The organism is Enterobacter sp. RHBSTW-01064, from assembly GCF_014103035.1.
GTDB lineage: Bacteria > Pseudomonadota > Gammaproteobacteria > Enterobacterales > Enterobacteriaceae > Enterobacter > Enterobacter mori.
Map to the genome: position 1 here is coordinate 64956 of NZ_JABXOU010000006.1, position 24314 is coordinate 89269.

Below are 24314 nucleotides of genomic sequence, written 5' to 3' on the forward strand. Positions count from 1 at the left end.
ATCACCCAATTCTTTTTTTCATTATCTAATACCCTGGTAATTCATTCAAGTATTCTGCGTTGAGGCCCGTTCAGCCTCCTGTTTCGCCAGGGTCCGTGCAAGAATGGTGGAGTATAGCGGTTTTCCACCCAGGAATTGGGCTAATAGTGTCGCGCCGAGACAGGTAATGATCATTGGCAAAATGAGCTGGTAATTGTCCGTCATCTCAAGCACCAGCACGATCCCGGTCAAGGGTGCACGCAGGGACGCGGCCAGCAACGCCCCCATTCCGGCGACGGCAAACGTCCCGGCTTCAAGATGATAGGCCGGGAAAACCACGGCCGCCGCCATGCCAAAAGCGGTTCCCAGCAGCGTGCCCAGCGCCAGCATCGGGGCAAAAATGCCGCCAGGCGCGCCGGAGGAGAAGCAGAGTACGGTAGTGATCACCCGCGAGATGAACATGAACAGCAAAAGACCAATGCTGAAATTCCCCGCTGCCGCAATGGGGATAAGCCCAAAACCGCCACCTGCCGCGTTAGGTTCGATAAAGCCCAGAACCCCGCACATGCCGCCGAGCAGCCCCCCCACCAGCACCCATTTGGTCGTGTTACCACCGTGGATCCGCTGGAACATGTCCTGAGCACGTAAAATAAGGCTGTTAAACAGCGGGCCAACAATGCCAAAAATCATGCCGAGGATCAGATACAGCCACAGCGTATTGACCGGCGCATTGGTGAGCTTTCCGACCTCGATGACCGCCCCTTCGCCATTGAAAAGGCGAAAGACGATGCTCGACATGATCACCCCGGTAAACACCGCTTTTATCGAGATCAGGTTATAGCGAAACTGAGCGCGCATCTCTTCGATAATAAACAGGATCCCCGCCAGCGGGGCATTAAACGCGGCGGAAAGCCCTGCGGCGGCACCGGTTGCCAGCAGCGTATGGCGGGCTTCAGCACTGCGCATCCTGAACAGATCGCTGACCATACGGCCAACATTACCGCCCAGTTGTACGGTCGGCCCTTCGCGCCCGAGCACCATTCCCGCACCAAGCGTCCCCAACCCGCCGATAAACTTCACGGGAAGCACGCGCCACCAGCGGACCGGACGCAGCTCTTCGAGCGCCCCTTCTATTTCCGGGATCCCTGAACCGCCCGCTTCCGGGGCAAATTTCCGTACCAGAAAATAGCCCATCATGGCGAGCAGTGCAGATAAACCAAACGCCAGGATCCAGACCAGCCATTCGCGATCGGCATAACCCGCAACGGTGCCAATACGCCAGTTAAGCACGCCATTGACGGCCTTTTCGAACGCGACGCCCACCAGCCCCGCCAGCGTTCCCACCACGGCAGCGCCCAGCAGAATCGCCAGCGGCGTCTTGTCGCGGTTGAGCAGTCGTCGGATGCTGATACGGTGTCGCGCGCGCGCAAACTGTTGTTCTTCAAATGAGGGTGAGTCTGATTTCATTGCCTGTTCTTTTCGTCATACAAATCGCCGTCAGGATTTTACCAGAGACCGCCCCACCGTCTCCTGAAAATTACTTAACAAATCTTAAAGCATTGCCAGGGTAAAAATTTCATAACCATCCCCGAATCACTTAGAATAGTGTGCTTAATCATTTTATACGAACCAGGAACGACGCCATGAGCAAGTCTGAAAACCTCTACAGTGCAGCCCGCGAGCTTATTCCGGGTGGCGTGAACTCACCTGTGCGCGCCTTTACCGGCGTGGGCGGCACGCCGCTGTTTATCGAACGTGCTGACGGCGCGTATCTGTATGATGTCGATGGCAAAGCCTATATCGATTACGTCGGCTCCTGGGGCCCGATGGTGCTGGGGCACAACCACCCAACCATTCGTAACGCGGTGATTGAAGCGGCTCAGCGCGGCCTGAGCTTTGGTGCGCCAACCGAAATGGAAGTCAAAATGGCGGAGCTGGTGACCGAACTGGTGCCCACCATGGACATGGTACGTATGGTGAACTCCGGCACCGAAGCCACCATGAGCGCCATTCGTCTGGCGCGTGGTTTTACCGGTCGCGATAAAATCATCAAATTCGAAGGTTGCTACCACGGCCACGCCGACTGTCTGCTGGTGAAAGCGGGCTCTGGCGCGCTGACGCTCGGCCAGCCAAACTCGCCGGGCGTACCGGCCGATTTCGCTAAGCATACCCTAACCTGCACCTACAACGATCTGGACACCGTTCGCGCGGCATTCGAGCAGTATCCGCAGGAGATCGCCTGCATCATCGTTGAGCCGGTTGCGGGCAACATGAACTGCATCCCACCGCAGCCTGACTTCCTGCCAGGCCTGCGCGCCCTGTGCGACGAGTTCGGCGCACTGTTAATCATTGATGAAGTGATGACCGGCTTCCGCGTGGCGCTCGCGGGTGCCCAGTCTTACTACGGCGTCGAGCCGGACCTGACCTGCCTCGGCAAAATCATCGGCGGCGGCATGCCGGTCGGGGCATTCGGTGGTCGTAAAGACGTCATGGAAGCGCTGGCACCAACCGGTCCGGTTTACCAGGCGGGCACGCTCTCGGGCAACCCCATCGCGATGGCAGCGGGTTTCGCCTGCCTGACCGAAGTGGCTCAGCCGGGTATTCACGAAACCCTGACCGACCGTACCACGCAGCTGGCAAACGGTCTGCTGGAAGCGGCAGAAGAGGCCGGTATTCCTCTGGTGGTCAACCACGTGGGCGGGATGTTTGGGATTTTCTTCACCGAGGCGAAAACCGTGACCTGCTATCAGGACGTGGTGAAGTGCGACGTTGAACGCTTCAAGCGCTTCTTCCACCTGATGCTGGACGAAGGCGTGTACCTGGCACCGTCAGCGTTCGAAGCGGGCTTTATGTCCGTGGCGCACAGTGAAGAAGATATCAATAACACCATTGACGCGGCGCGTAAGGTGTTTGCGAAGCTGTAAGGGCATTGCCGGGTGGCGCTAACGCTTACCCGGCCTACGATTGTTCTCCCTCTCCCCGTGGGAGAGGGCATCAGGCCGCACCTGACTACCGGCTCTGCTTTCTCAACAGATAAATAAAGTACGGCGCACCGATAAAGGTCGACAGCAGACCCGCAGGGATCTGATACGGGAACAGCACCATTCTTCCGCACCAGTCCGCGAACACCAGCATCACCCCGCCCGTCAGGGCCGACATCACGATATGCGGCATCGTCCGGCGGAAGCCCATCATTCTGGCAATATGTGGCGCCATTAACCCCACAAAACTCAGCGGTCCGATAGTCATGGTTGCCGTCGCCGTCAGGCACGCAGCCAGCAGCAGCAGCGCCACGCGCGCTGGCGTCAGCGCCATCCCCACCGCACGCGCGGTTTCACCGCCAAGCGGCAGGATGGTCATCCAGCGACGGCACAGCGGAACCACCGCCAGCAGCGCTATCATAACGATCCCTGACCAGACAACCTGACTGCCGGTGGCATTGTAGGTTGAGCCAGAAATCCATGTCAGGATCTTCGCCATACGCGGATCGCCGCTGGCCTGCAGCATCATCAGAAGCATCGTGAAGGCGGTGCTCAGCGCCATCCCGGCCAGCAGCATACGGTGAGGTGAAAATCCGCCGCGACCGGCAGCAATCAGGATAATCATCAGCGTGACCGCCGCACCGATACTTCCGGCTGGCAGTAGCCAGCCAAACGCATTGCCCGGCACGAAGAACAGCATCAGCACCACGCCAAACGCCGCGCCAGAACTGATACCCAGGACTTCCGGGCTTGCCATCGGGTTGCCGGTGAGACGTTGAATAATGCACCCCGCGACCGCCAGCATCACGCCTGCGATCAGCGCAGCGAAGATACGTGGCCAGCGCCACTGTAGCAGTTCATTGAGTAGATCACCCGTTGCCCAGTGCCAGCCCGAGGCATCGCGTCCGAAGGAGAGCGCCGCGAACGAGGCAATGATCAGTACCGCCAGTCCCGCCAGGCTAAACCACAGGACCGACTGCCTTTCAGCATGGACCTTATCACCCGCATCCATAGCGGGCGCGCTCATGCTGCGCAGGCGCGGCAGCAGCCACAGCAGCAGTGGCGCACCGACGAGTGCGGTCACCGACCCGGTAGACACTTCCATCCAGACTCGCGCCAGCCAGAGAATGATTTGATCGGAAAGCCAGAGGATCAGCGCCCCAATCAGTGGCGCCAGCATCAGACGCGTCAGCAAACGACGCGCCCCGAGCATTTTCGCCAGCAGCGGCGCAAACAGGCCGATAAACCCGATGATGCCGACCGCGTTTACCAGCAAAGCACTTAGCACAATCGCCAGCGCCAGCGCGCCCAGACGCGCCAGCGACAGGGCAAGACCCAGATTGCGCGCCACGCCGTCGTCCAGCCCCATTAGGGTCAGCGGACGTAGCAGCAGCAGCGTCAGCACCACGCCGCCAATCAACTGTGGCCACAGGCGCTGCACGATGCTCCAGTCGGTCTGGGTGAGCGTCCCGGTACTCCACATGAACATGCTTTGCAGCTGGTCGTGATGGAACAGCACCAGCAGCTGGTTGATCGCCCCGCAGTAAAGGCTGACCACCAGACCCGCGAGGATCAGCGTGACCGGTGAAAGACGTTTACCCCACGCCACGCCAAAGACCAGCGCGCCCACCACGCATGCCCCCGCGAGTGCTGCAAACTGCGAGGTTAACGCACCCAGTAGCGCCCACAGCGTGGTAATGGTGATCCCAAGCTGTGCGCCGGTTGCGACCCCCAGCGTGGTCGGTTCGGCCAGCGGGTTACGTAAAACCTGCTGGAACAGCACGCCCACCAGCCCTAAACCAGCACCGACTAAAAGGGAGATCGCCAGACGCGGCAGCAGGCTGTAGTGGAACAGCATTTGCTGAATATTATCGATATCCGGCGCGGCAAAGGCAGCGCCCCACTGTTCGCGCGGTAACGCGGTCGAGAGGTTGAACCAGGTTAACGCCAGCGCGACAAGGCAAAGCAGCGCCAGCAGAAGCGCCGGGAAACGGGCAATACGTGTACTCATGCCTTGCCTCCCATCGCGTTGTCCAGCACGCGGGCAAAATGCATCGCCGACAGCGTCGCGCCGTAGAACCACACCGCCGGCGCGCGCAGGAAACGTTTCTCGCGTACGAACGGCATCGCCTGCCAGAGCGGGGTCGCCATCAGGGTTTGCATTTCGCGCTCGTTGCCGTGATCGAAGCACAGCACGTCAACATCGCGAAATGCCGCAAGGCGATCAATGCCGACGGCGGTGCTCCCCCAGAAGGTCATCTCCCCTTCCCAGGCGTTGCGAATACCGAAGCTGTCGAGCACTTCCTGGAACAGGCAGTTATTACCGAAGACCAGCATATGTCGGGCATCCAGCAGCGTCACCATCAGTAAAGGACGGTCGCCCCGGTGAGCAAAGCGCGGCTTCAGGGAGTCAATCAGGGCATCAAATTCGTCGAGGTGTTTTTTGGCTTCCGCCTCGCGGTTGAGGAAATGCGCCATCTCGTTAATGGAGTTTTTTGCCATAGCCAGCGGTTTTTTACCGTCGCTGAAAGAAAATCCGCGTCCTGGCGCAATGCGCGCCATGGTCTCTTCTGACGGACCGTAGCCCGCTGACCAGAACAGGAACGACGGTTTCATCTGGGTAAGCAGTTCGAGGTTTGGCTCCGTTCGCAGGCCGATGTCGATGACCGAGTCCGGCAGCTTAGGCTCGTTCACCCAGAGGTTATAGTTAGGAATGTCCGCCACGCCATACGGCGTGACGCCGAGCGCCATCATCAGCTCGACCGGCAGCCATTCCAGCGCCACAATCCGATGTGGATCTATCGCGGCGGCACGGGCAGTATTCATTTTTAACAGCAGCGGTGACAGCGCCATCGCCATCAGCAGGCGACGGCGGCTCATTGAGATTGAATCCAGCATCAGTAGACGAAGCTCACCGGTGCAGCCCCGGCTGGGTGAGGCAAAATCCCCATCGGAATACCGTAAATGGTTTCCAGCGTTTCGCTACGCATCAGCTCGGACGGCGTTCCCTGCGCAATCATCTCGCCCCCGCGCAGCGCGACGAGATAATCACAGTAGCGCGCTGCCATGTTGATATCATGCAGTACCGCAATCACCGTCAGCCCACGCTGCTGGCTTAAACGATGCACCAGCGCCAGAACGTCGACCTGGTGGGCAATATCCAGCGCAGAGGTCGGTTCGTCGAGCAGCAGGCAACGGCTGTCCTGCGCCACCAGCATCGCAATCCACGCGCGCTGACGCTCACCGCCGGACAGGCTATCCACCAGACGGTGCGCCAGCGGCTTTAATCCTACCAGCGCAATCGCCTCTTCCACTTTCTCTCTGTCGGCCACGCCGAAGCGACCAAGCGCCCCGTGCCACGGATAACGACCAATCGCCACCAGCTCACGCACCGTCATCCCTTCTGCCTGCGGTAACTGCTGCGGCAGATACGCCACCTTGCGGGCAAAGGCCTTGCTGTTCCAGCTTTCCAGCGGCTGACCGTCCAGCAGGATATCGCCTTCCGACGGCGGCTGATGGCGTCCAAGCATCTTAAGCAATGTGGACTTACCAGAGCCATTATGACCAATCAGGCCAGTGACTTTACCTGCGGGGAATGTCAAAGAGAGCGGATGCAGCAGGGTGCGCCCGGGTACGCGAAAGGAGAGATTGCTGAGCGAAAAGGTGGTGTCGGATTGCGTTTGATTATCCTGCATATCAGCCAACTTAAATAAAAAGGGCACGGCGAACCGTGCCCGAAGAGAGATTAGAAGCGGAAGGTCGCGGTGGCAACAACCTGACGTCCAGCACCCCAGTAGCATGCATATTCGCTGTAGCAGCTGGAAACGTACTCGCGGTCAAAGATGTTGTTCACGTTGACGCCGACTGAAGAGCCAGGCATTCCGAAGCGCGCCAGATCGTATTTAACCGTCGCATCTGCCAGCGCGTAACCCGCCACATTAAACGACTCGTAGGCTTTCGGTGAGGCGGCGGAGTAGTAGGACACGGTATTGCCGATATAACGGGTACCCGCACCGACAGTCAGACCGCTCAGCGCCGTTTCGTGGAAGGTATAATCCGCCCACAGAGAGGCCATGTTGCGTGGCACTTCCGCCGGGCGACGTCCTTCATACCAGGTATCATGCGTATATTCCGCATCGGTGTAGCTGTAGGATGCCGTCACGTTCACGTTGGCAGACACGGCCGCTTTTGCTTCCAGTTCGAAGCCACGGGAACGGATTTCTCCACCCTGTACGCTAAAGCCGCTGGTCGGGTTCGCAGGATCGGCGGTCAGATTGTTATTCTTGGTCAGCTGGTACACCGCTGCAGTGACAACAACAGGCAGATCTTTCGGGACATACTTCACGCCCGCTTCGTACTGCTTGCCGCGAGCCGGATCGAACGGCTTACCGTCCTGGGTCGTCCCCGAAATCGGTTCGAAAGATTCGCTATAGCTAAAGTACGGCGTGATACCGTTGTCGAACAGGTAGTTGATTCCCCCGCGCCAGGTGAATGCCTGGTCGTTAATTTCCGCGGTGGTTCCGCTGGCGCGATTCAGGGCTGACGTTTTTGCAAAGTCATAGCGGCCACCCATCGTGAGCACCCACTTATCCCATTCAGCCTGGTCCTGAGCGTACAGGCCCGTTTGCTCCTGACGGTTAAGCATCTGATACAGGTAGTAAACATCGACGTTCGGATTACCGTACTCAGGCTTCGTCATGCTGATAGGATCAGCGGTGCCATAGTCAGCATTAATGTCATTACGCATGCGGAGGTAATCGACACCCGTCAACAGAGTATGATCAACTGGGCCGGTCGCAAATTTGGACTGAAGCTGCGTATCAACGGTGAAAGAATTCAGATTTTCATCAGAACGGACATAGGCACGGCTGATTTGTGCCGGGGCGATATAGCCATTGCCGTAGACTGAGCGGTAAAGGGTATTGATTTTGCTGTAGCGCAGATTTTGACGCACGGTGAAGGTGTCGTCGAATTGATGCGAGAAGCTATACCCCACCATCTTCTGACGACGGGAGATCTTGTTATCTTCCTCGCCTTCATTGAAATCAGTCGGCAGTTTATGCGCGTTGCCGTTGGCGTCGTAGTAAGGCACAACGGTGCCTTCCCGCGGCAACCAGCCGTAATAGCCTGCATCCGGATCGCTCTGGAAGTTACTCAGGAAGGTAAAATCGGTTTTATCATCAGGACGCCAGCTGAAGGAAGGCGCAATCGCGTAGCGGGTAGACTTCACCATTTCCTGCTGCGCATTTTCGCTGCGCCCCAGACCGGTGAGGCGATACGCCCATACGCCGTCATCGTCAATCGCATCGCTGAAGTCAAACCCGGTTTGCCACAGGTTATCGGTGCCCATTTTGAACTGAATTTCTTTCAGCGGCTCGGTGGTCGGGCGCTTGCTGACCATGCTGACGACGCCGCCCGGGTGGCTTTTGCCGTACAGGACGGAAGTAGGACCACGCAGCAGTTCGACGCGCTCAAGGAAATAGGGATCCATAGAGGCTTCAGAATAGTTATCACCCTGCAGCTTCATGCCATCCAGATACTGGTTGGTGTTTACGGTGCTGGAGGTGGTGAAACCACGAATAGAAACTACATCATAGGTCGTTGATGCGCCGCGCGTTGAAAATACGCTCGGCGTATAGGCCAGAGCCTGTTTAACCGTACCCGGCTGTTTCATGTCCATTTCTTCACGTGTTACCACGGAAATGGACTGCGGGGTTTTCTCAATTGGAGTATCGGTTTTGGTCGCTGTCGCGGTCCGTTTTGCTGCAATTGTCGGTGCTGGCCCCCAGGCACTTTCCTGCGCAGCAGGTGCGGCAGTAACGGTGATGGTTTCTTCTTTTTTCGGGGTTTCGGCAGCCTGTGCGTAAGTAGACATGCCGGCAACCGCTGTGGCTACGACAACCGCGATTTTACGCAGCGACGTGTTAATTGGCTGAGCAGTATTGGAAAGCGCCATGTTGTTCTCTGATGGAAAATTGAATGATAACGTAAACGAGAATTATTATTATGACCGCAGAATAATATGCGAAACGCTGGTTGCATAGCAAGCAGTAAGCGGCCCTACAAGATTTAAGGGTTTAAGAATTAACCAGATGAAAACAGGGGGTTAATGAGGTTAGCGAAATGATCGCTAAAGCCCGCCGAAACGGGCAGAAAGGATTAATGGTAAAACACCTCGAACGTGGCGACGGAATCGACTTTGCCCGCTTTAACCTCCCCCGTTTTGACGTAGCGCGCCTTGAGGGGAATTTCGACGGGAACCTTGTCCTGCGTACTGGTTATCGCCGTGTAGTTCTGATCAAACTGCAGCACCGTATCGTTCTTGTCGAGAATTTGGATGCCGACACCCACAGCGGCGGAATCTCCTGCGGCAATGCCGAGGATATTACCGTTCGTCACCCCCGTCGAACCCGCGCTGGTGAACTGATAATCGACCTTTGTCCCCGCCGCGCAGTCGGTGATTTCAATCTTAAAACTGCCGTCGGTGAGAATGTCTGAGTATTGTCCGTTAAAATCCTGCACATTAACCGTTTTTAGGGGCACATAGATGTTACGGTCGACCAGATTACAGGTGTTGGTGGTGATATGAACGCTGGTGGGCGAAAAACGCATTTCACCAATCACGACTCCCCCTAACGTATCCTGAGCGGTTAACCGCGAGGTATCCAGATCCCCCTCCTGAATATCGCCAATGACGATGAGCTGCGCGGCGGCACGAAAAACGGATGTGTAATGAGAATAGCCGTGAATCGATCCAACGCTATGCCACGGGCGAGTCAGGTTTTCTTCAGTATAATCAGGAAATTGTTCGGAAGAAGAGGCCGCGCGGATCCCAATCCCCGGCACGTTCGTTTTATACACTCCCGGCAACACATCTTCGCGAGCATCCCCCTCCGTTAGCGTCAGATACCCTCGTCGAATCTGGGCGTCAGCGCCGCCGCAATCTACTCTGACTTCGCCGCTTTCCGCGTTGTTATCATAAATCACCGTCCCCACCGGCGTATCGGGATCGAGAACAATCGCGGGTGGGATTTGGAACGTAACCACCCCGTCCTTTCCCCCCTCGCCTGTGAAGGTGCAGTTAGCATACGCCGGATGCAGAAAAACGGTGGCGATCAGCAGCGCAACCCCTGCGCAAAAGGAGTGTATCGTCATACGTTGGCTCATCGGGTTTCCTTATTCACCTGCACGTTACCGTTGCCTTAACCATGTCAGTCACGCCGTCGTCGGGCATGTCGATTTCCCCCTGACACTGTTGTTCAGCCGCTTCTCCCCACTGCACGCTGAACGTCGTTTTGTCATGAAGACCCGTCAGATAGGCTTCTCCGCCATCTCCGACAATGGCGGTGGTGGTATCCAGCGCAACCACTGCGCCAAACGGAACAGGCTTGCCCGCAAAGAGCAGGGTCACCAGCGCGCGCCGTCCAACGCGTGCATCGAACGAGACCTTTATGGCTGCCCCTTTCGTCGGCACGAGATCCTGTGTTGCCGCGTCAATATCGATATCCTGCCGATCCTGGGTATTCACCGTGATGGTGTTGTGTCGATAGGCCGTCAGAGAGGGGACAATTGCATTGCCAAAAGCATCGGTATAAATGCCACGCCCGTTTTGCACCTTGACGTTTTCGCCCTTATTGATGTGCACAATGGCGAAGGCGTCACGCACCGGTTGTCCCAGCGTCACGCCATGCTCATGGGCAACAACCGAGCCCTGCGCGCTATAGTTCCACTGTCGGTTATCGCCACCGTAGCTGTACCCCATCCCGACTTCACCGGAAGCGCCACGGTAACGCCCGGACAGGCTGCCGCCGTAGCCGGTGTTCTGATTGGCATAGCTCTGCTGGAGGTTGTAGCTCAGCTTGTTGTCCTCCAGCGCGGTGCCGCCGAGCCCGACCTGATGCGAGACAAACCCACCGCTGGCGGTATTCGCGCTGTAGGTTGCCCAGGTATCAGGAAGCCACTTTGAGAACGGAATGTTGACCGTCAACGCCATTTGCCGGTCGGTATCGGCATCCGGCGTGCGGGTCAGGTTGTAGCTTATCGACCAGGTGATATCGCGCCAGCTGGAGCTCAGCCCGACGCTGACGCTACGCTCATGGCCGTCCATATCCCAGTAATCCTGCTGATAGCCGTTGAGATACGCCGAGCCCCAGTCTGAAATACGCTGAGAAAGGTTTAGCTGCATGCGGCTACGGCGGTTGTTGGTTCTGCGGTAGGTATAAATGCCGTCATCGATCTCGCTGTCACGCCGATCGATAGCCTCCTGAAAGGTATAAAACCCCGAGGTGGAGTAGCGGTAGCTGGCAAGCGTGACGGTCGTATCCGTGTCGGGAATATCTTTTGAGTACTGAGCCCGCCACGATAAACCGCTGGCATCGTCACGCCCGTCATCAAACGCGGTACGAGCGGTCGTTAAATCGACAGATGCGGAGCCGAAGTGCCCCAGATCGGCACCAATCCCCAGCAGCAGCGCATGATACAGTGACGCCCCCAGCGCGCCGGTATAGGCCGTCACACCGTAAGGCAGACCATAGATAGCCGTACCTTGCGCAAAGATAGGTTCATCTTCACCTTCGTTACCACGATAGCGCCCAGCGGCCAGCGAGTACTTAAAACCGCCTTCTCGCTGTAACACTGGCACCGAGGCGCTGGCCTGTATGAAGCTGTGCTCGCTGCCATCCGCCTCTTCGACGGTCACTTCCAGATCGGCGCCGGATGTCACCTGGCTCAAGTCGCGGATCTCAAAAGGCCCCGGCGAGACGTTTGTTTGATAGATGATGTAGCCGTTTTGCTTGATGGTGACTTTCGCGTCGCTATTAGCAATACCCCGCACAACAGGCGCAAAGCCTTGCTGGCTGACGGGCAGCATAGCGGTGTCCGTTTCCAGCTTCACGCCGGTCATCTGGACGCTGTCAAAAAGCTCGCCATTGGTATAGGTCTGCCCCATCTCAAGCTGGCTTTTCAACGCTTTGATGTCACGCTGCAACGTGCTGGCGATAGCCTCCCAGCCGGAAGCATCGCTCCAGGTGCTGTTATTGCGCAGTCGCCACGCCCCAAGGTTAATTCCCGACTCCAGACCGAGCCAGGTTGAAGAGGTATTGCCCGAGCTATAGTGCTGCTGAGAACCGCTGAGCTGATAGCTTGTCCAGGCGGCAGGCGCACCGTCATCCCAGAACTTCGGGTTAATCGCCCCGGCGGCGGCGCGATCGCGATAGATCTGCGGAATGACCAGCTTCAGGGTCTGGTTATCCTGATTGTAATCGTAGCGTGCATTTTCAATGAAATGAGAGATGTCCCGAACGTAAGCCTGGTCGTCCAGTTCTTTCAAATCCGGGATCGTGTCGACTTTCACGCCAAATTCACGCAGGTCCGCTTTGGTCAGTTCCGGCAGCAGATGCTGTTTATCGTCAGAAAGCACATAGGTGAGCGTACGTATATCCAGCACGTCCCGATCCCACATAATCGTCGTGGGGTGGCTCCCCGCAAGTAACCCGTTATCATTGATGAAGTTTTTTAGCGTGGAGGTATTTTCGAGAGGGGTATCCAGTTCAAGGATCCGCAGGTTGAATTCGTCATCCGCATTTGCAGGCTGGATCGCGGCGAGCAGCGCCAGCGCGATCCCGGACAGTACCTGTTTGTGAAGTAAAGATGACGACATAACTTACCAACATGATCGATTCAAAGAGCCTGCTTGCGTTGAGGAGTCTGGGCGCCGAAATCATTAATAGCCGTCCAGGTCACCGCGCCATTTGCCGCTTTTGGTAGCGCGAAACTCTGCTTGCTAAACGGTGCAGCCATCATTGAAATGGCACCCGGCGTGGTTTTGGTCTCTTTCACCGGTACACTTTTTCCGCCAACGGACAGTTCGCCAAAAGAGACGTAAAAAGGCGTAGGGTTGTTTGCGATTAGCGTGTCCCCCTGACGATGGAACGTGATCTTTTCATAGGCTCCCAGGGCATCAGCTTCCTTCAACTGAGCGGGACGCCAGAAAAGCTTCAGGCGCGTTTTCATAGCGAACTGCAGGGTATTCTTCTCTTTCAGGTCGGGAGACAGAGCAGAGACAGATTTCACATTCGCCAGAAACAGTGATTCGCGATCTGCCGGCAGGCTGTTTTTATCACCGGTAAAAATAACGTGTAACAGCGTCTGACGATTTTCCTGCAACTTATAGACAGGCGGCGTAATAATAAAGGGAGCCTTTGCATCATTGGGATAACTGACCCAGCTTTGCACCAGATAACGCGTATGAGGATCTTTATTTTTAAGTGCGATTTGTACTTCAGATTTATTCGATGCATAAATAATTCGCGTACCACCGAGAACAACGCTTGCCTGCACTGAACAGCAAGAAATAATTAAACAGCCACATAACAATTTAAATAACGGCTTCATACAGCATTCCAGAAGGCAGCCGTTCTGGCTGCCAGTCATTGTTTAGCGATAGACAACCTCAAATGTGGCTGAGGAGGAGTAATGACCCGCGGTTGGCGCGGTATCACCGACCTGAATCACTTTCGCGGTGTAGTTAAAGACAGAAGCCGCTGCGCCGGTCGCATCGTTAGCCACGTCGGTGCCCGCATCCGGTACTGAACCGTCGAAGACCACATCGCCTTTAGAGCCATTATCATTGCTGACAATGATGCCAACGTTAGTGGCGTTGCCTGCGCCGGAGAGATCGTTCTTCAAACGCTTGTACGCAGCGTCTGTTGTTGTGCCGCTGAACTTGAGGTTCAGGTTGGCGACCAGCGGGTCACATTTTTTCACTTCAATCTTAAACGCTTTAGACGTCCCGACCTGACCGTCGATGCCAAAATCTGAAGGATAAGTATCTGCGAATGTAACGGTGGAGGTATTGGTCCCCGTACCATCAACATTGATCTCGCATGTATCCGCCACAATTTTTCCGGCGAAATTTACCGTACCTGAATCATTCGCCGCAAAGACCGGCAGCGACAACGCCGCCATAACGCTTCCGGCCAATAAAGAAGAAATAAATGTCTTATTCATAACAACATCCTTATATATGCTTATAACGGAATCCATTCCTGGGAAGAATACTTTTCGCCAGAATGTTTTTTAAAATGGGATATCACCTAGCCCCGGGAAATCATTAATAAGAACATCCCATGAGGAAAGTAAAATTCACGAGCTCAATTACATCAGATTAATCTTTATCGTGTCCAGCAGGCTGGCGAATGAAATAGTTTAAAGTAACACCAACATACTGATTACAATAAGAAAACTCACGCATTAATAATTCTTAATTAGAATTTTACTAAAATTAAAATAAGAACAAATGTAAACACAAAAAAAAGCCGCTTATCACTAAGCGGCTTTTTTATTCAGGAAACTAATCAGTTTCCGCCAAACATGTCCTTGATCCAGCCCGCTACGCCATCACTGTCCTTCTTCTCATTCTGCTGCTGCGGCTGTTGTTGCTGCGGCTGCTGAGGTTGAGAAGACTGATCGAACGGATTGCCCGTCGGCTGTTCTGGCTGGCTCTGCTGGCACAGCGAGTCTGGATTGGTTGTCCAGACCGGCAGCGTGCGCATACCGCCACCGCAGATAAAGTTACCGGACCCATCAACGCCCATATCAACGATATCTTCCGGCGCAACAAGGTTCAGCGGCACCGGAGACTGATTCGCCAGATAGCGCTGGTAAATCGACATCGCCCCGCTCGCCCCGTACAGTTTGGTCGGCTGGTTGTTATCGCGGCCTACCCAGGTGATCACCACTTCACGGCCATCAATACCGGCAAACCAGGTATCGACGTTGTTGTTAGTGGTACCTGTTTTACCCGCCAGATGCAGACCCGGGTATTTCGCCCCCAGCTGACGCCCAGTACCGCGCTGCACAACCTGCTGCATGGTCCACAGCGTCATATACGCCGCCTGCGCCGGAACAGCACGCTCCGCCTGCGGGAAGCTTTGATAGAGCACAGAACCGTCTTCGGCAATGACCGAGCGCAGCGCAGAAAGCTGTGCACGGTTACCGCCGCTGGCGATGGTCTGGAACGCCTGCGCCACTTCGATTGGCGTCAGGTTAAGCGCCCCCAGAATCATCGCCGGGACCGGATGCAGCTGATCTTTCGGCACGCCCAGCTTCTGCCAGGTATCGGTGATAGCAGGCAGGCCCAGCGCCATACCGAGGTTAACGGTTGGTACGTTCATGGAACGCGTTAACGCATCCACCAACATTACCTGACCGCTGAACTGTTTATCATCGTTCTGCGGAGACCACACCTGACCGTTTGGCTGACGCAGGGAGATCGGTGCATCGGCGATCCAGGTATTCAGACGATACTGGTTCGGCTGGCTCAGCGCGGTAAGGTAGGTCGCCGGTTTTGCCAGAGAACCAATTGAACGACGCGCCTGCATTGCACGGTTATAACCCGCAAACTGCGGCTCAGCGCCGCCCACCATGGCGCGCACTTCACCGGTATTACGGTCAACCACCACCATCGCGGTTTCCAGATCGCTCAGCTTGCGCTGTTTCTTCAGCGCTGGAATGCCCTCAACGGCCGCTTTTTCTGCCGCGTCCTGCGCCACGGAGTCGAAGGTGGTAAAGATCTTCACGCCGGAGAGATCCTTCACCTTATCACCAAGCTTAGACTGCAGCTCCTGACGCACCATCTGCATAAACGCAGGCTGCGGGGAGATCACGCCGCCGCGCGGCTGAACGCCGAGTGGACGCGCGCTCAGCATGTCGTACAGTTCCTGGTCGATCACCTGCTGTTGTTGCAGCAGACGCAGCACCAGGTTACGACGCTCCAGCGCCAGTTTCGGGTTACGCCACGGGTTATAGATGGACGCCCCTTTCACCATGCCCACCAGCAGCGCCTGCTGGTCAAGGCTCAGCTCTTCCACCGGACGGCCAAAGTAGTACAGGCTCGCCAGCGGGAAGCCGCGGATTTCGTTATCACCGCTCTGACCGAGGTACACCTCGTTCATGTACAGCTCCAGGATACGATCCTTGCTGTAACGGGCATCCATCAGCACCGCCATATACGCTTCGTTGGCTTTACGCCAGTAGGAGCGTTCGCTGGAGAGGAACAGGTTCTTCACCAGCTGCTGGGTCAGGGTACTTGCCCCCTGCACGGTACGTCCGGCGGTCAGGTTCGCCAGCACCGCACGACCAATCGAGTAAAGGCTAATACCGTCGTGCTCGTAGAAGTGACGGTCTTCGGTTGCCAGCAGGGTATCCACCAGCAGGTCCGGGAAGCCGTTACGCGCCACGAACAGACGTTGCTCGCCGTTGGCCGACGAAAGCATGGTGATCAAACGCGGATCGAGACGGAAGAAACCGAACTGGCGGTCGTTATCCATGTTCTCGATCGTTTCCAGGCGATCGCCGTCGAAGGTCAGACGCGCGCGCACCTGCCCTTCTTTGCTGTCCGGGAAGTCGAACGGACGACGGATCATCTCAATGCTCTTCGCCTGCACCGTAAACTCGCCTGGGCGGGTCATTTTCGTGACCTGACGATACTGTGTCGCCTGCAGCAGTTTGACCATCTCGTTCTTGCTGATGGACATATCCGGCTCAAGGTTCACCATACGGCCATAGACTGCCGCAGGTAACTGCCAGACTTTCCCGTCAATACGGCTGCGGATCTTCTGATCCAGATACACGCCGTAGATCGCGATCAGCACCACAAAAACAATAAACAGCTTCAGCAGCAGCCAGAACCAGCCGCGCTTACCACGAGGCTTCCGCCCTTTGCCTTTCCCTTTACGCGGCATTGGCTCATCATCCTCATAATCGTCTTCGTAGTCATCGTCATACTCCTCATCTCTGAGGCGACGACGGCTCACCTTTTCTTTCGCCGGACGCGTTGGCTTTCCCTTACGTCCTATTGGCTCGCGGTCATTCCCCGCCATGCTTTTTCTCCGCAACATTCAGGCGCAAAGGCCAGATTTTCTTATCTTTCACAGGTCTATGAAAGAAGAAATCTCTCAAAATTGGTTTTCTCCCTCTCCCTGTGGGAGAGGGCCGGGGTGAGGGCATCAGGCCGCACTCCCCTTTTACGAGTACTTCTTCGTCCGCCTCGTCGGCGCCGTATTTGCCGGGTCGTCCGGCCAGACGTGTTTGGGATACCGCCCCTTCATCTCTTTTTGCACTTCACGGTAGCTTCCCGCCCAAAACGCCCCCAGGTCACGAGTGATCTGCAGCGGGCGATGCGCCGGGGACAGCAGTTCGAGCACCAGAGAAACGCGTCCTTCCGCGATGGACGGCGTGGTGGCCTCCCCAAACATCTCCTGCATCCTTACCGCCAGCGCCGGAGGATTATCCTCGTTATAGCGAATGGCAATCCGGCTTCCGGTCGGCACAGTGTAATGCCCAGGCAGTTCACTATCCAGACGTTGACGTAATGACCAGTCGAGTAAATTCTGTAACGCGGCCTTAACATCGAGCGCTTTCAGCGCCCTGAGCGAATGTACGCCGCTCATTTGCGGCAGCAGCCAATCTTCCAGGGAAGCCAGCAGCGTCTCATCATCAACCGTCGGCCAGCCATACTCCGGCAGCCAGCGTGCGGCACAGTGCAGCCGAATACGGTACTGCTCGGCCTCTGGCGTCCAGTTCAATACGCTCAGCCCTTTTTCGCGAATGCCGTTCAGCATGGCCTGATGGAGTTCTTCTTCCGACGGCTTCGCCAGCGGCTTTGTACCTAACGTCAGCTTACCGATCTGGCTACGACGGAACGCCTTAAGCGTGCCCTGGTTATCATCCCACTCAACGATATCGGATTGCTGGAGCAATTGCGGGCAGCTGCGCGTCAGGGCGTCAATATCAACGGCAATTGCCTGTAAAATACGCGCGTCCGGGGAATGGCTGCCCTGCAGTAATAGCGGTGCAATCAGCCATTCATGGCGCGTCAGGGCGTCATTGCTGTCCAGCATCGCCCCCATGCCGTTTGCCAGCTGATAACGTCCGTCCAGCCCGCGACGGCGGGCGATCCGGTCCGGGAAGGCCTGTGTCAGCAGGAAGGCAATCTTATCGCTGTCAGGCGATCCCCCCCGGCTATTCAGGCGTTTGCACAGCTGCTGCGCCCGCTGCTGCCAGTTCCCCTGATTGCGCGAAAACGCCTGCCCCAGATCGCTGCTGCCACCGCGAGGCGGCTCCTCAAGAATAGCCGCCAGTTTTGCCGCCGTAGCAATTTCGTCGTCGCCCTGCGCTGACACCAGCATCGCGGCCAGACGCGGCTCGTTGCCCAGTGTCGCCATTTTCTGGCCGCGCGCCGTCAGGCGCTCGCCTTCGAGCGCGCCAAGCTGCGTCAGCAGGTTGCGCGCAGCGGTGAGGTTCACGACAGGCGGAGGATTAAGCCAGGTGAGCTGTTCAGGGTTCGGGCAGCCCCACAGCAGCAGATCCAGGACCAGGCCAGATAAATCACTTTGTAAAATTTCCGGCGTGCTTTGCTGCGCCGCGCGTTCCGCCTGCTCTGTGCCCGTCAAATGCAGGCAGATACCCGGCTCAAGACGCCCCGCACGGCCCGCACGCTGCACCATCGATGCCTGGCTGATGCGCTGCGTAAGCAGTTTGGTTAGCCCGGTGCGCGGGTCAAAACTTGCCACCCTCTCCTGCGCGCTATCCACCACCAGACGAATGCCTTCAATGGTCAAACTGGTTTCAGCAATATTGGTTGCCAGCACCACCTTGCGCTGCCCCACCGGGGCCGGAAGAATGGCTTTACGCTGATCCTGTAGCGACAACGCGCCGTAGAGCGGGCAAAGCAGCACATCGTCGCCTACGCGGGAGGAAAGCTGCTCCTGCACGCGCTGGATTTCACCGACACCCGGCAAAAACAGCAGCAGCGAACCGGGTTCCTGGCGCAGCAGTTCTGCCGTCGCAATAGCGACTGCCTCATCAAAACGCTGATGGGCGGGAAGCGCCTGATAGCGGCGTTCAACCGGAAATGCGCGTCCTTCTGAGCTGATGACAGGGGCATCGGGCAATGCCTGCTGCAGCCGCTCGTTATCCAGCGTTGCCGACATAATCAGCAGCCGAAGATCGTCTCGCAGCCCCTGCTGCACGTCCAGCAGCAGCGCCAGCGCTAAATCCGCCTGCAGGCTGCGCTCGTGGAATTCATCCAGAATCACCAGCCCGACGCCCGTCAGTTCCGGGTCGTTTTGCAGCATTCGGGTGAGGATGCCCTCGGTCACCACTTCAAGGCGCGTTGCGGTGCCGACGCAGGTTTCTGCACGCATCCGGTAACCTACCGTCTCGCCCGGTTTTTCATTAAGCAGTTCGGCCAGGCGCTGCGCCACGTTACGCGCCGCCAGCCTGCGCGGCTCCAGCAGGATTATTTTCCCGCGAATATTCCCCTCTTTGAGGATTTGCAGCGGCAACCAGGTGGATTTACCCGCCCCCGTTGGGGCATTCAGCAAAACCTGCGGGGCATCGTTTAGGGCAGCGAGAAGCTCAGGAAGGACGGCGGCGACCGGCAATGAGGACACTAACAGCTCCAGAGGGTTAACATTAGTCGGCGTACATTGTAGCATCGGCGCATATCATTACCGAGTCATCCGTATGTCTGAGTCGAAACGACTGTTTTTCGCCATTGAACTTCCCGCCACGCTTCAGCGGCAAATCGTCCGCTGGCGCGCGGAACATTTCCCTTCGGAGGCGGGTCGTCCTGTTGCGGCGGCGAATATGCACCTGACGCTGGCCTTTCTGGGTGAGGTAAGCGCGGATAAACAGCGCGCGTTAGCCGCGATGGCCGGACGCATTTCCCAGCCGGGGTTTACGCTGCACCTTGACGATGCCGGTCAGTGGCTACGCTCACGCGTGGTCTGGCTGGGCACGCGCCAGCCGCCGCGCGGGTTGTTACAGCTGGCAAATATGCTGCGCGCCCAGGCAGCACGCAGCGGCTGTTACCAAAGCCCGCAGCCGTTTCATCCACATATCACGTTGCTGCGCGATGCCGGTCAGGCCGTTGCCATTCCACCACCGGGCTTCCACTGGGCCTTTCCGGTGACCGAATTTGCGCTTTATGAATCTGTCTTTGCACAAGGACGCACCCGCTACACGCCGCTACAGCGCTGGACGTTGGGTGACGCACTAAGGAAATCCGATGAAGTTTAGTCCTGCTCTACAGCACGCCACGCTGATCCAGCGCTACAAACGCTTTCTCGCCGACGTGATCACACCCGAAGGTGAACAGCTCACCCTGCACTGCCCCAACACCGGTGCGATGACCGGTTGTGCGACGCCGGGTGACAGGGTCTGGTATTCCACATCAGAAAATACTAAACGCAAGTATCCCCATACCTGGGAAATGACCGAAACCCAAAATGGGGCATTTATTTGCGTTAATACCCTGCGCGCAAATCAACTGGTTAAGGAAGCGCTGACCCATGGCACAATTCCTGAACTGGTAGGATATGGCACGCAAAAAAGCGAAGTGAAATATGGCGATGAAAGCAGCAGAATTGACTTCATGTTACAGGCGGAAGACAGGCCTGAGTGCTATATTGAAGTAAAATCAGTGACGTTAGCGGAACAGGAAAATGGCTACTTTCCGGATGCGGTAACGCTACGTGGCCAGAAGCATCTGCGAGAGCTAATGAGTGTAGCGGCGGCGGGCAAACGCGCCGTGTTGCTGTTTGCGGTTTTGCATTCAGCCATTGAACGATTCTCCCCCGCCCGCCATATCGATCCTAAATACGCGCAATTGTTGAATGAGGCACAAAAGCAGGGGGTGGAGGTTTTCGCTTATAAAGCGGAACTTTCTGCCGATAATATGACTCTGAGATCCTCTCTTCCCATTGTCTTATAAGGGAATAGACGATTGACTATTATGTGTTCTGGCCGCGTGCGCAAATACGCTTTTCCTCACAGGCTTGTCAAGTGTTACGTTTAGATAATTGCCATACGGAAAAGCATCTGCTATTTATAGCGACCTGATTTTTCCCCCAACACGGGGATCGATAGTGCGTGTTAAGGAGAAGCAACATGCAAGAAGGGCAAAACCGTAAAACATCGTCCCTGAGTATTCTCGCCATCGCTGGGGTGGAGCCGTATCAAGAGAAACCGGGCGAAGAGTATATGAACGAAGCCCAGCTGTCGCACTTCAGGCGTATTCTTGAAGCATGGCGTAATCAACTCAGGGATGAAGTCGATCGCACCGTTACACATATGCAGGATGAAGCTGCAAACTTCCCGGATCCGGTAGACCGTGCCGCTCAGGAAGAAGAGTTCAGCCTCGAACTGCGTAACCGTGACCGCGAACGCAAACTGATCAAAAAGATCGAGAAAACGCTGAAAAAAGTCGAAGACGAAGATTTTGGCTACTGCGAATCCTGCGGTGTTGAAATCGGCATTCGTCGCCTGGAAGCGCGTCCAACCGCCGATCTGTGCATCGACTGTAAAACGCTGGCCGAAATCCGCGAAAAACAGATGGCTGGCTAATGCCACCCCTCTAACTACTGCAAAGGCGGGAGTCTCTCCCGCCTTGTTACTGTTGATATGTCTGAATCACACTATATTGGGCGCTTCGCGCCATCTCCTTCCGGCGAATTACACTTCGGCTCATTAATTGCCGCGCTCGGCAGCTACCTGCAAGCTCGTGCCCGCCAGGGCAAATGGCTCGTCCGCATTGAAGATATTGATCCTCCGCGTGAAGTTCCCGGTGCAGCAGAAACGATTCTGCGTCAGCTGGAACATTACGGTCTTCACTGGGACGACGATGTACTGTGGCAGTCACAACGCCATGATGCCTATCGGGAACGTCTGGCGTGGCTCTATGAACAAGGGCTGTCCTATTACTGCACCTGCACCCGCGCGCGTATTCAAAGCGTGGGTGGCGTCTATGACGGCCACTGCCGCACGTTGAACAACGGTCCTGAAAATGCCGCCGTGCGTATACGGCAGCGTTCCCCGGTGACGCACTTTACCGATTTACTCTCCGGCGAAATCTACGCCAACAAACGTCTTGCCTGTGAAGATTTCATCATCCACCGCCGCGACGGCCTGTTCGCCTATAACCTGGCGGTGGTGGTGGACGATCATTTCCAGGGCGTGACGGAAATTGTGCGCGGGGCGGATCTGGTTGAACCGACGGTGCGGCAAATATCGCTTTATCATCAGTTTGGCTGGACAGCGCCGGATTACATCCACCTGCCGCTGGCGGTCAATGCGCGGGGCGTTAAGCTCTCCAAGCAGAACCACGCGCCCGCCCTGCCAGGCGGCGATCCGCGCCCTGTTTTGATCGACGCGCTGCGGTTTCTCAACCAAAATGTAACCAACGAATGGCAGGATTTGCGTATAGACGAACTGCTGGATCTGGCCGTCGCCCACTGGACGCTCGAGGCCGTGCCAAAAATCCAGCATTCTCAAATGCGTTGCGCTGAGCTATGATTAGCCGCTTTTTTCATAACAAAACACACTACGAGGTGTACTATTTTTACCCGAGTCGCTAATTTTTGCCGTAAAGTGCTAAGCCGCGAAGAGAGCATGGCTAACGACGCTATTGCGCAAAACCGCATGTCGGTTATTCCGCGTGAGCAGCACACTATTTCCCGCAAAGATATCAGTGAAAATGCCCTCAAGGTGCTCTATCGTCTGAATAAAGCAGGCTACGAGGCCTATCTCGTTGGCGGTGGGGTGCGTGATTTACTGCTGGGCAAAAAACCAAAAGATTTCGACGTGACGACCAGCGCCACGCCAGAACAGGTACGCAAATTATTCCGTAACTGCCGTCTTGTTGGCCGCCGTTTCCGCCTTGCGCACGTCATGTTTGGTCCGGAAATCATCGAAGTGGCGACATTCCGTGGCCATCACGAAGCGGGCGTATCGGATCGCACGACGTCCCAGCAGGGTCAGAACGGCATGCTGCTGCGTGATAACATCTTCGGTTCCATCGAAGAAGATGCCCAGCGCCGCGATTTCACCATCAACAGCCTTTACTACAGCGTGGCGGATTTCACCGTACGGGATTACGTTGGCGGTATGCAGGACCTGAAAGAAGGCCTGATTCGCCTGATCGGCACGCCGGAAACCCGTTACCGCGAAGACCCAGTGCGTATGCTGCGCGCCGTGCGTTTTGCGGCCAAATTAAACATGCGCATCAGCCCTGAAACCGGTGAGCCGATCCCGCGTCTGGCAACGCTGATTAACGACGTGCCGCCCGCGCGTCTGTTTGAAGAGGCGCTGAAGCTGTTGCAGGCGGGTTACGGGTATGAAACCTACAATCTGCTGCGCGAATACAGCCTGTTCCAGCCCCTCTTCCCAACCATCACGCGCTGCTTTACCGAAAACGGTGACAGCCCGATGGAACGCATTATTGCGCAGGTGCTGAAGAATACCGACACCCGCATCCAGAATGACATGCGTGTGAACCCGGCATTCCTGTTTGCCGCAATGTTCTGGTATCCCCTGCTGGAAGCAGCACAGCGAATTGCGCAGGAAAGCGGTCTGGCCTATTACGATGCCTTTGCGCTGGCGGCAAACGACGTGCTGGATGAAGCCTGTCGTACGCTCGCGATCCCAAAACGTATCACCACGCTGGTGCGCGACATCTGGCAACTTCAGTTGCGCATGTCCCGTCGCCAGGGCAAACGCGCCTGGAAGCTGATGGAGCATCCTAAATTCCGCGCCGCGTTCGACCTGCTGGCACTGCGCGCTGAAATTGAAAAGAACCAGGAGCTGCAGCGTCTGGCGCAGTGGTGGGGCGAATTCCAGGTCTCTGCACCACCCGAGCAAAAAGGGATGCTGACCAATCTGGATGAAGAGCCAGAACCGCGTCGTCGCCACCGCCGCCCGCGCAAACGCGCACCGCGTCGCGAAGGCTCAGCGTGACCCTCGCCTACATCGCCCTCGGCAGCAATCTGGCCTCTCCGCTGGAGCAGGTTAACGCTGCCGTTCAGGCGCTCGGGGAGATGCCGCAAAGCCGGATTATTGCGGTCTCCTCTTTTTATCGCACGCCGCCGCTGGGCCCGCAGGATCAGCCTGATTACCTGAATGCCGCCGTCGTGCTCGACACGGCTCTGGATGCCGAAACGCTGCTGGATAATACCCAGCGTATTGAGCTACAACAGGGTCGCGTACGCAAAGCCGAACGCTGGGGGCCGCGCACGCTCGACCTCGACCTGATGCTGTTTGGCAACGAGATAATCAATACCGAACGCCTCACCGTTCCGCATTACGACATGAAAAACCGCGGTTTTATGCTCTGGCCGCTGTTTGAAGTTGCCCCCGATCTTATCTTCCCCGACGGCCTCTCTTTGAAGGCCGTGCTGGAAAGCCTCCGCGCGGAAAAACCCGCCTGCTGGTAAACCTGTTTTATTACTGATTAACCATTAAATAATTATGGTTAATCGGTTACCTAAAATCATTGTTACCTCCAATGTTACTGTT

General features: G+C 56.5%; 18 protein-coding genes. 7 read left to right on the forward strand and 11 right to left on the reverse strand.

Going from position 1 to position 24314, the window contains the following annotated elements:
• Positions 1-45: 45 nt before the first annotated feature.
• Positions 46-1446, reverse strand: a complete 1401-nt coding sequence (clcA, locus tag HV355_RS17780; protein ID WP_182402861.1) for a H(+)/Cl(-) exchange transporter ClcA — start codon at positions 1444-1446, stop codon at positions 46-48.
• A 176-nt stretch (positions 1447-1622) separates the two neighbouring features.
• On the opposite strand from clcA, the gene hemL reads away from it, so the two are divergent.
• Positions 1623-2903 carry a glutamate-1-semialdehyde 2,1-aminomutase gene (hemL, locus tag HV355_RS17785; RefSeq protein WP_089599144.1) on the forward strand — a complete coding sequence of 427 codons (1281 nt, stop codon included), beginning with the start codon at positions 1623-1625 and terminating at the stop codon, positions 2901-2903.
• Positions 2904-2988: 85 nt separating this feature from the next.
• Here the strand turns inward: hemL and fhuB are convergent, their stop codons facing one another.
• From fhuB to hrpB, 10 genes are all read right to left on the reverse strand, one after another.
• Positions 2989-4971 (reverse strand): Fe(3+)-hydroxamate ABC transporter permease FhuB, encoded by a 1983-nt coding sequence (gene fhuB / locus HV355_RS17790; protein ID WP_182402863.1) that lies wholly within the window; start codon positions 4969-4971, stop codon positions 2989-2991.
• On the reverse strand, positions 4968-5858 hold the full coding sequence (gene fhuD / locus HV355_RS17795; RefSeq protein ID WP_029484922.1) for a Fe(3+)-hydroxamate ABC transporter substrate-binding protein FhuD: 891 nt from the start codon (positions 5856-5858) through the stop codon (positions 4968-4970). Before fhuD ends, fhuB begins: the two co-directional genes overlap by 4 nt.
• On the reverse strand, positions 5858-6655 hold the full coding sequence (gene fhuC / locus HV355_RS17800; RefSeq protein WP_108417052.1) for a Fe3+-hydroxamate ABC transporter ATP-binding protein FhuC: 798 nt from the start codon (positions 6653-6655) through the stop codon (positions 5858-5860). The genes fhuD and fhuC overlap by 1 nt, the downstream gene beginning before the upstream one ends.
• Before the next feature lie 50 nt (positions 6656-6705).
• Entirely contained in the window at positions 6706-8916 is a 2211-nt protein-coding gene (fhuA, locus tag HV355_RS17805) for a ferrichrome porin FhuA (protein ID WP_182402865.1), read from the reverse strand.
• Between the two features lie 203 nt (positions 8917-9119).
• On the reverse strand, positions 9120-10127 hold the full coding sequence (locus tag HV355_RS17810) for a fimbrial protein (RefSeq protein ID WP_182402866.1): 1008 nt from the start codon (positions 10125-10127) through the stop codon (positions 9120-9122).
• Between the two features lie 13 nt (positions 10128-10140).
• Entirely contained in the window at positions 10141-12618 is a 2478-nt protein-coding gene (locus tag HV355_RS17815; RefSeq protein ID WP_182402868.1) for a fimbria/pilus outer membrane usher protein, read from the reverse strand.
• Positions 12619-12638: 20 nt separating this feature from the next.
• On the reverse strand, positions 12639-13352 hold the full coding sequence (locus HV355_RS17820) for a molecular chaperone (protein ID WP_182402870.1): 714 nt from the start codon (positions 13350-13352) through the stop codon (positions 12639-12641).
• Positions 13353-13394: 42 nt separating this feature from the next.
• Positions 13395-13967 (reverse strand): fimbrial protein, encoded by a 573-nt coding sequence (locus tag HV355_RS17825; protein WP_182402872.1) that lies wholly within the window; start codon positions 13965-13967, stop codon positions 13395-13397.
• Between the two features lie 347 nt (positions 13968-14314).
• On the reverse strand, positions 14315-16840 hold the full coding sequence (mrcB, locus tag HV355_RS17830; protein WP_089599149.1) for a bifunctional glycosyl transferase/transpeptidase: 2526 nt from the start codon (positions 16838-16840) through the stop codon (positions 14315-14317).
• 144 nt (positions 16841-16984) lie between these two features.
• The gene (gene hrpB / locus HV355_RS17835) at positions 16985-19414 is read right to left on the reverse strand and encodes an ATP-dependent helicase HrpB (protein WP_182402874.1); all 2430 of its coding nucleotides are present in this window, start codon (positions 19412-19414) and stop codon (positions 16985-16987) included.
• Between the two features lie 73 nt (positions 19415-19487).
• Here hrpB and thpR point away from each other — a divergent pair, with 73 nt between their 5' ends.
• The 6 genes from thpR to folK all read left to right on the forward strand — a co-directional run bounded on the left by thpR (position 19488) and on the right by folK (position 24232).
• Positions 19488-20042: an RNA 2',3'-cyclic phosphodiesterase gene (gene thpR, locus HV355_RS17840; RefSeq protein ID WP_182402876.1), complete on the forward strand. Its 555-nt coding sequence runs from the start codon at positions 19488-19490 to the stop codon at positions 20040-20042.
• Positions 20032-20736: a DNA/RNA nuclease SfsA gene (gene sfsA, locus HV355_RS17845; RefSeq protein WP_182402878.1), complete on the forward strand. Its 705-nt coding sequence runs from the start codon at positions 20032-20034 to the stop codon at positions 20734-20736. The genes thpR and sfsA overlap by 11 nt, the downstream gene beginning before the upstream one ends.
• 176 nt (positions 20737-20912) lie before the next feature.
• Positions 20913-21368: an RNA polymerase-binding protein DksA gene (dksA, locus tag HV355_RS17850; protein WP_003829221.1), complete on the forward strand. Its 456-nt coding sequence runs from the start codon at positions 20913-20915 to the stop codon at positions 21366-21368.
• Positions 21369-21425: 57 nt separating this feature from the next.
• Entirely contained in the window at positions 21426-22316 is an 891-nt protein-coding gene (gene gluQRS / locus HV355_RS17855; protein WP_042716982.1) for a tRNA glutamyl-Q(34) synthetase GluQRS, read from the forward strand.
• Between the two features lie 42 nt (positions 22317-22358).
• Complete coding sequence (pcnB, locus tag HV355_RS17860; protein ID WP_108417062.1) at positions 22359-23756, forward strand: polynucleotide adenylyltransferase PcnB; 1398 nt, start codon at positions 22359-22361, stop codon at positions 23754-23756.
• Positions 23753-24232: a 2-amino-4-hydroxy-6-hydroxymethyldihydropteridine diphosphokinase gene (folK, locus tag HV355_RS17865; protein WP_108417063.1), complete on the forward strand. Its 480-nt coding sequence runs from the start codon at positions 23753-23755 to the stop codon at positions 24230-24232. Before pcnB ends, folK begins: the two co-directional genes overlap by 4 nt.
• Positions 24233-24314: the final 82 nt, after the last annotated feature.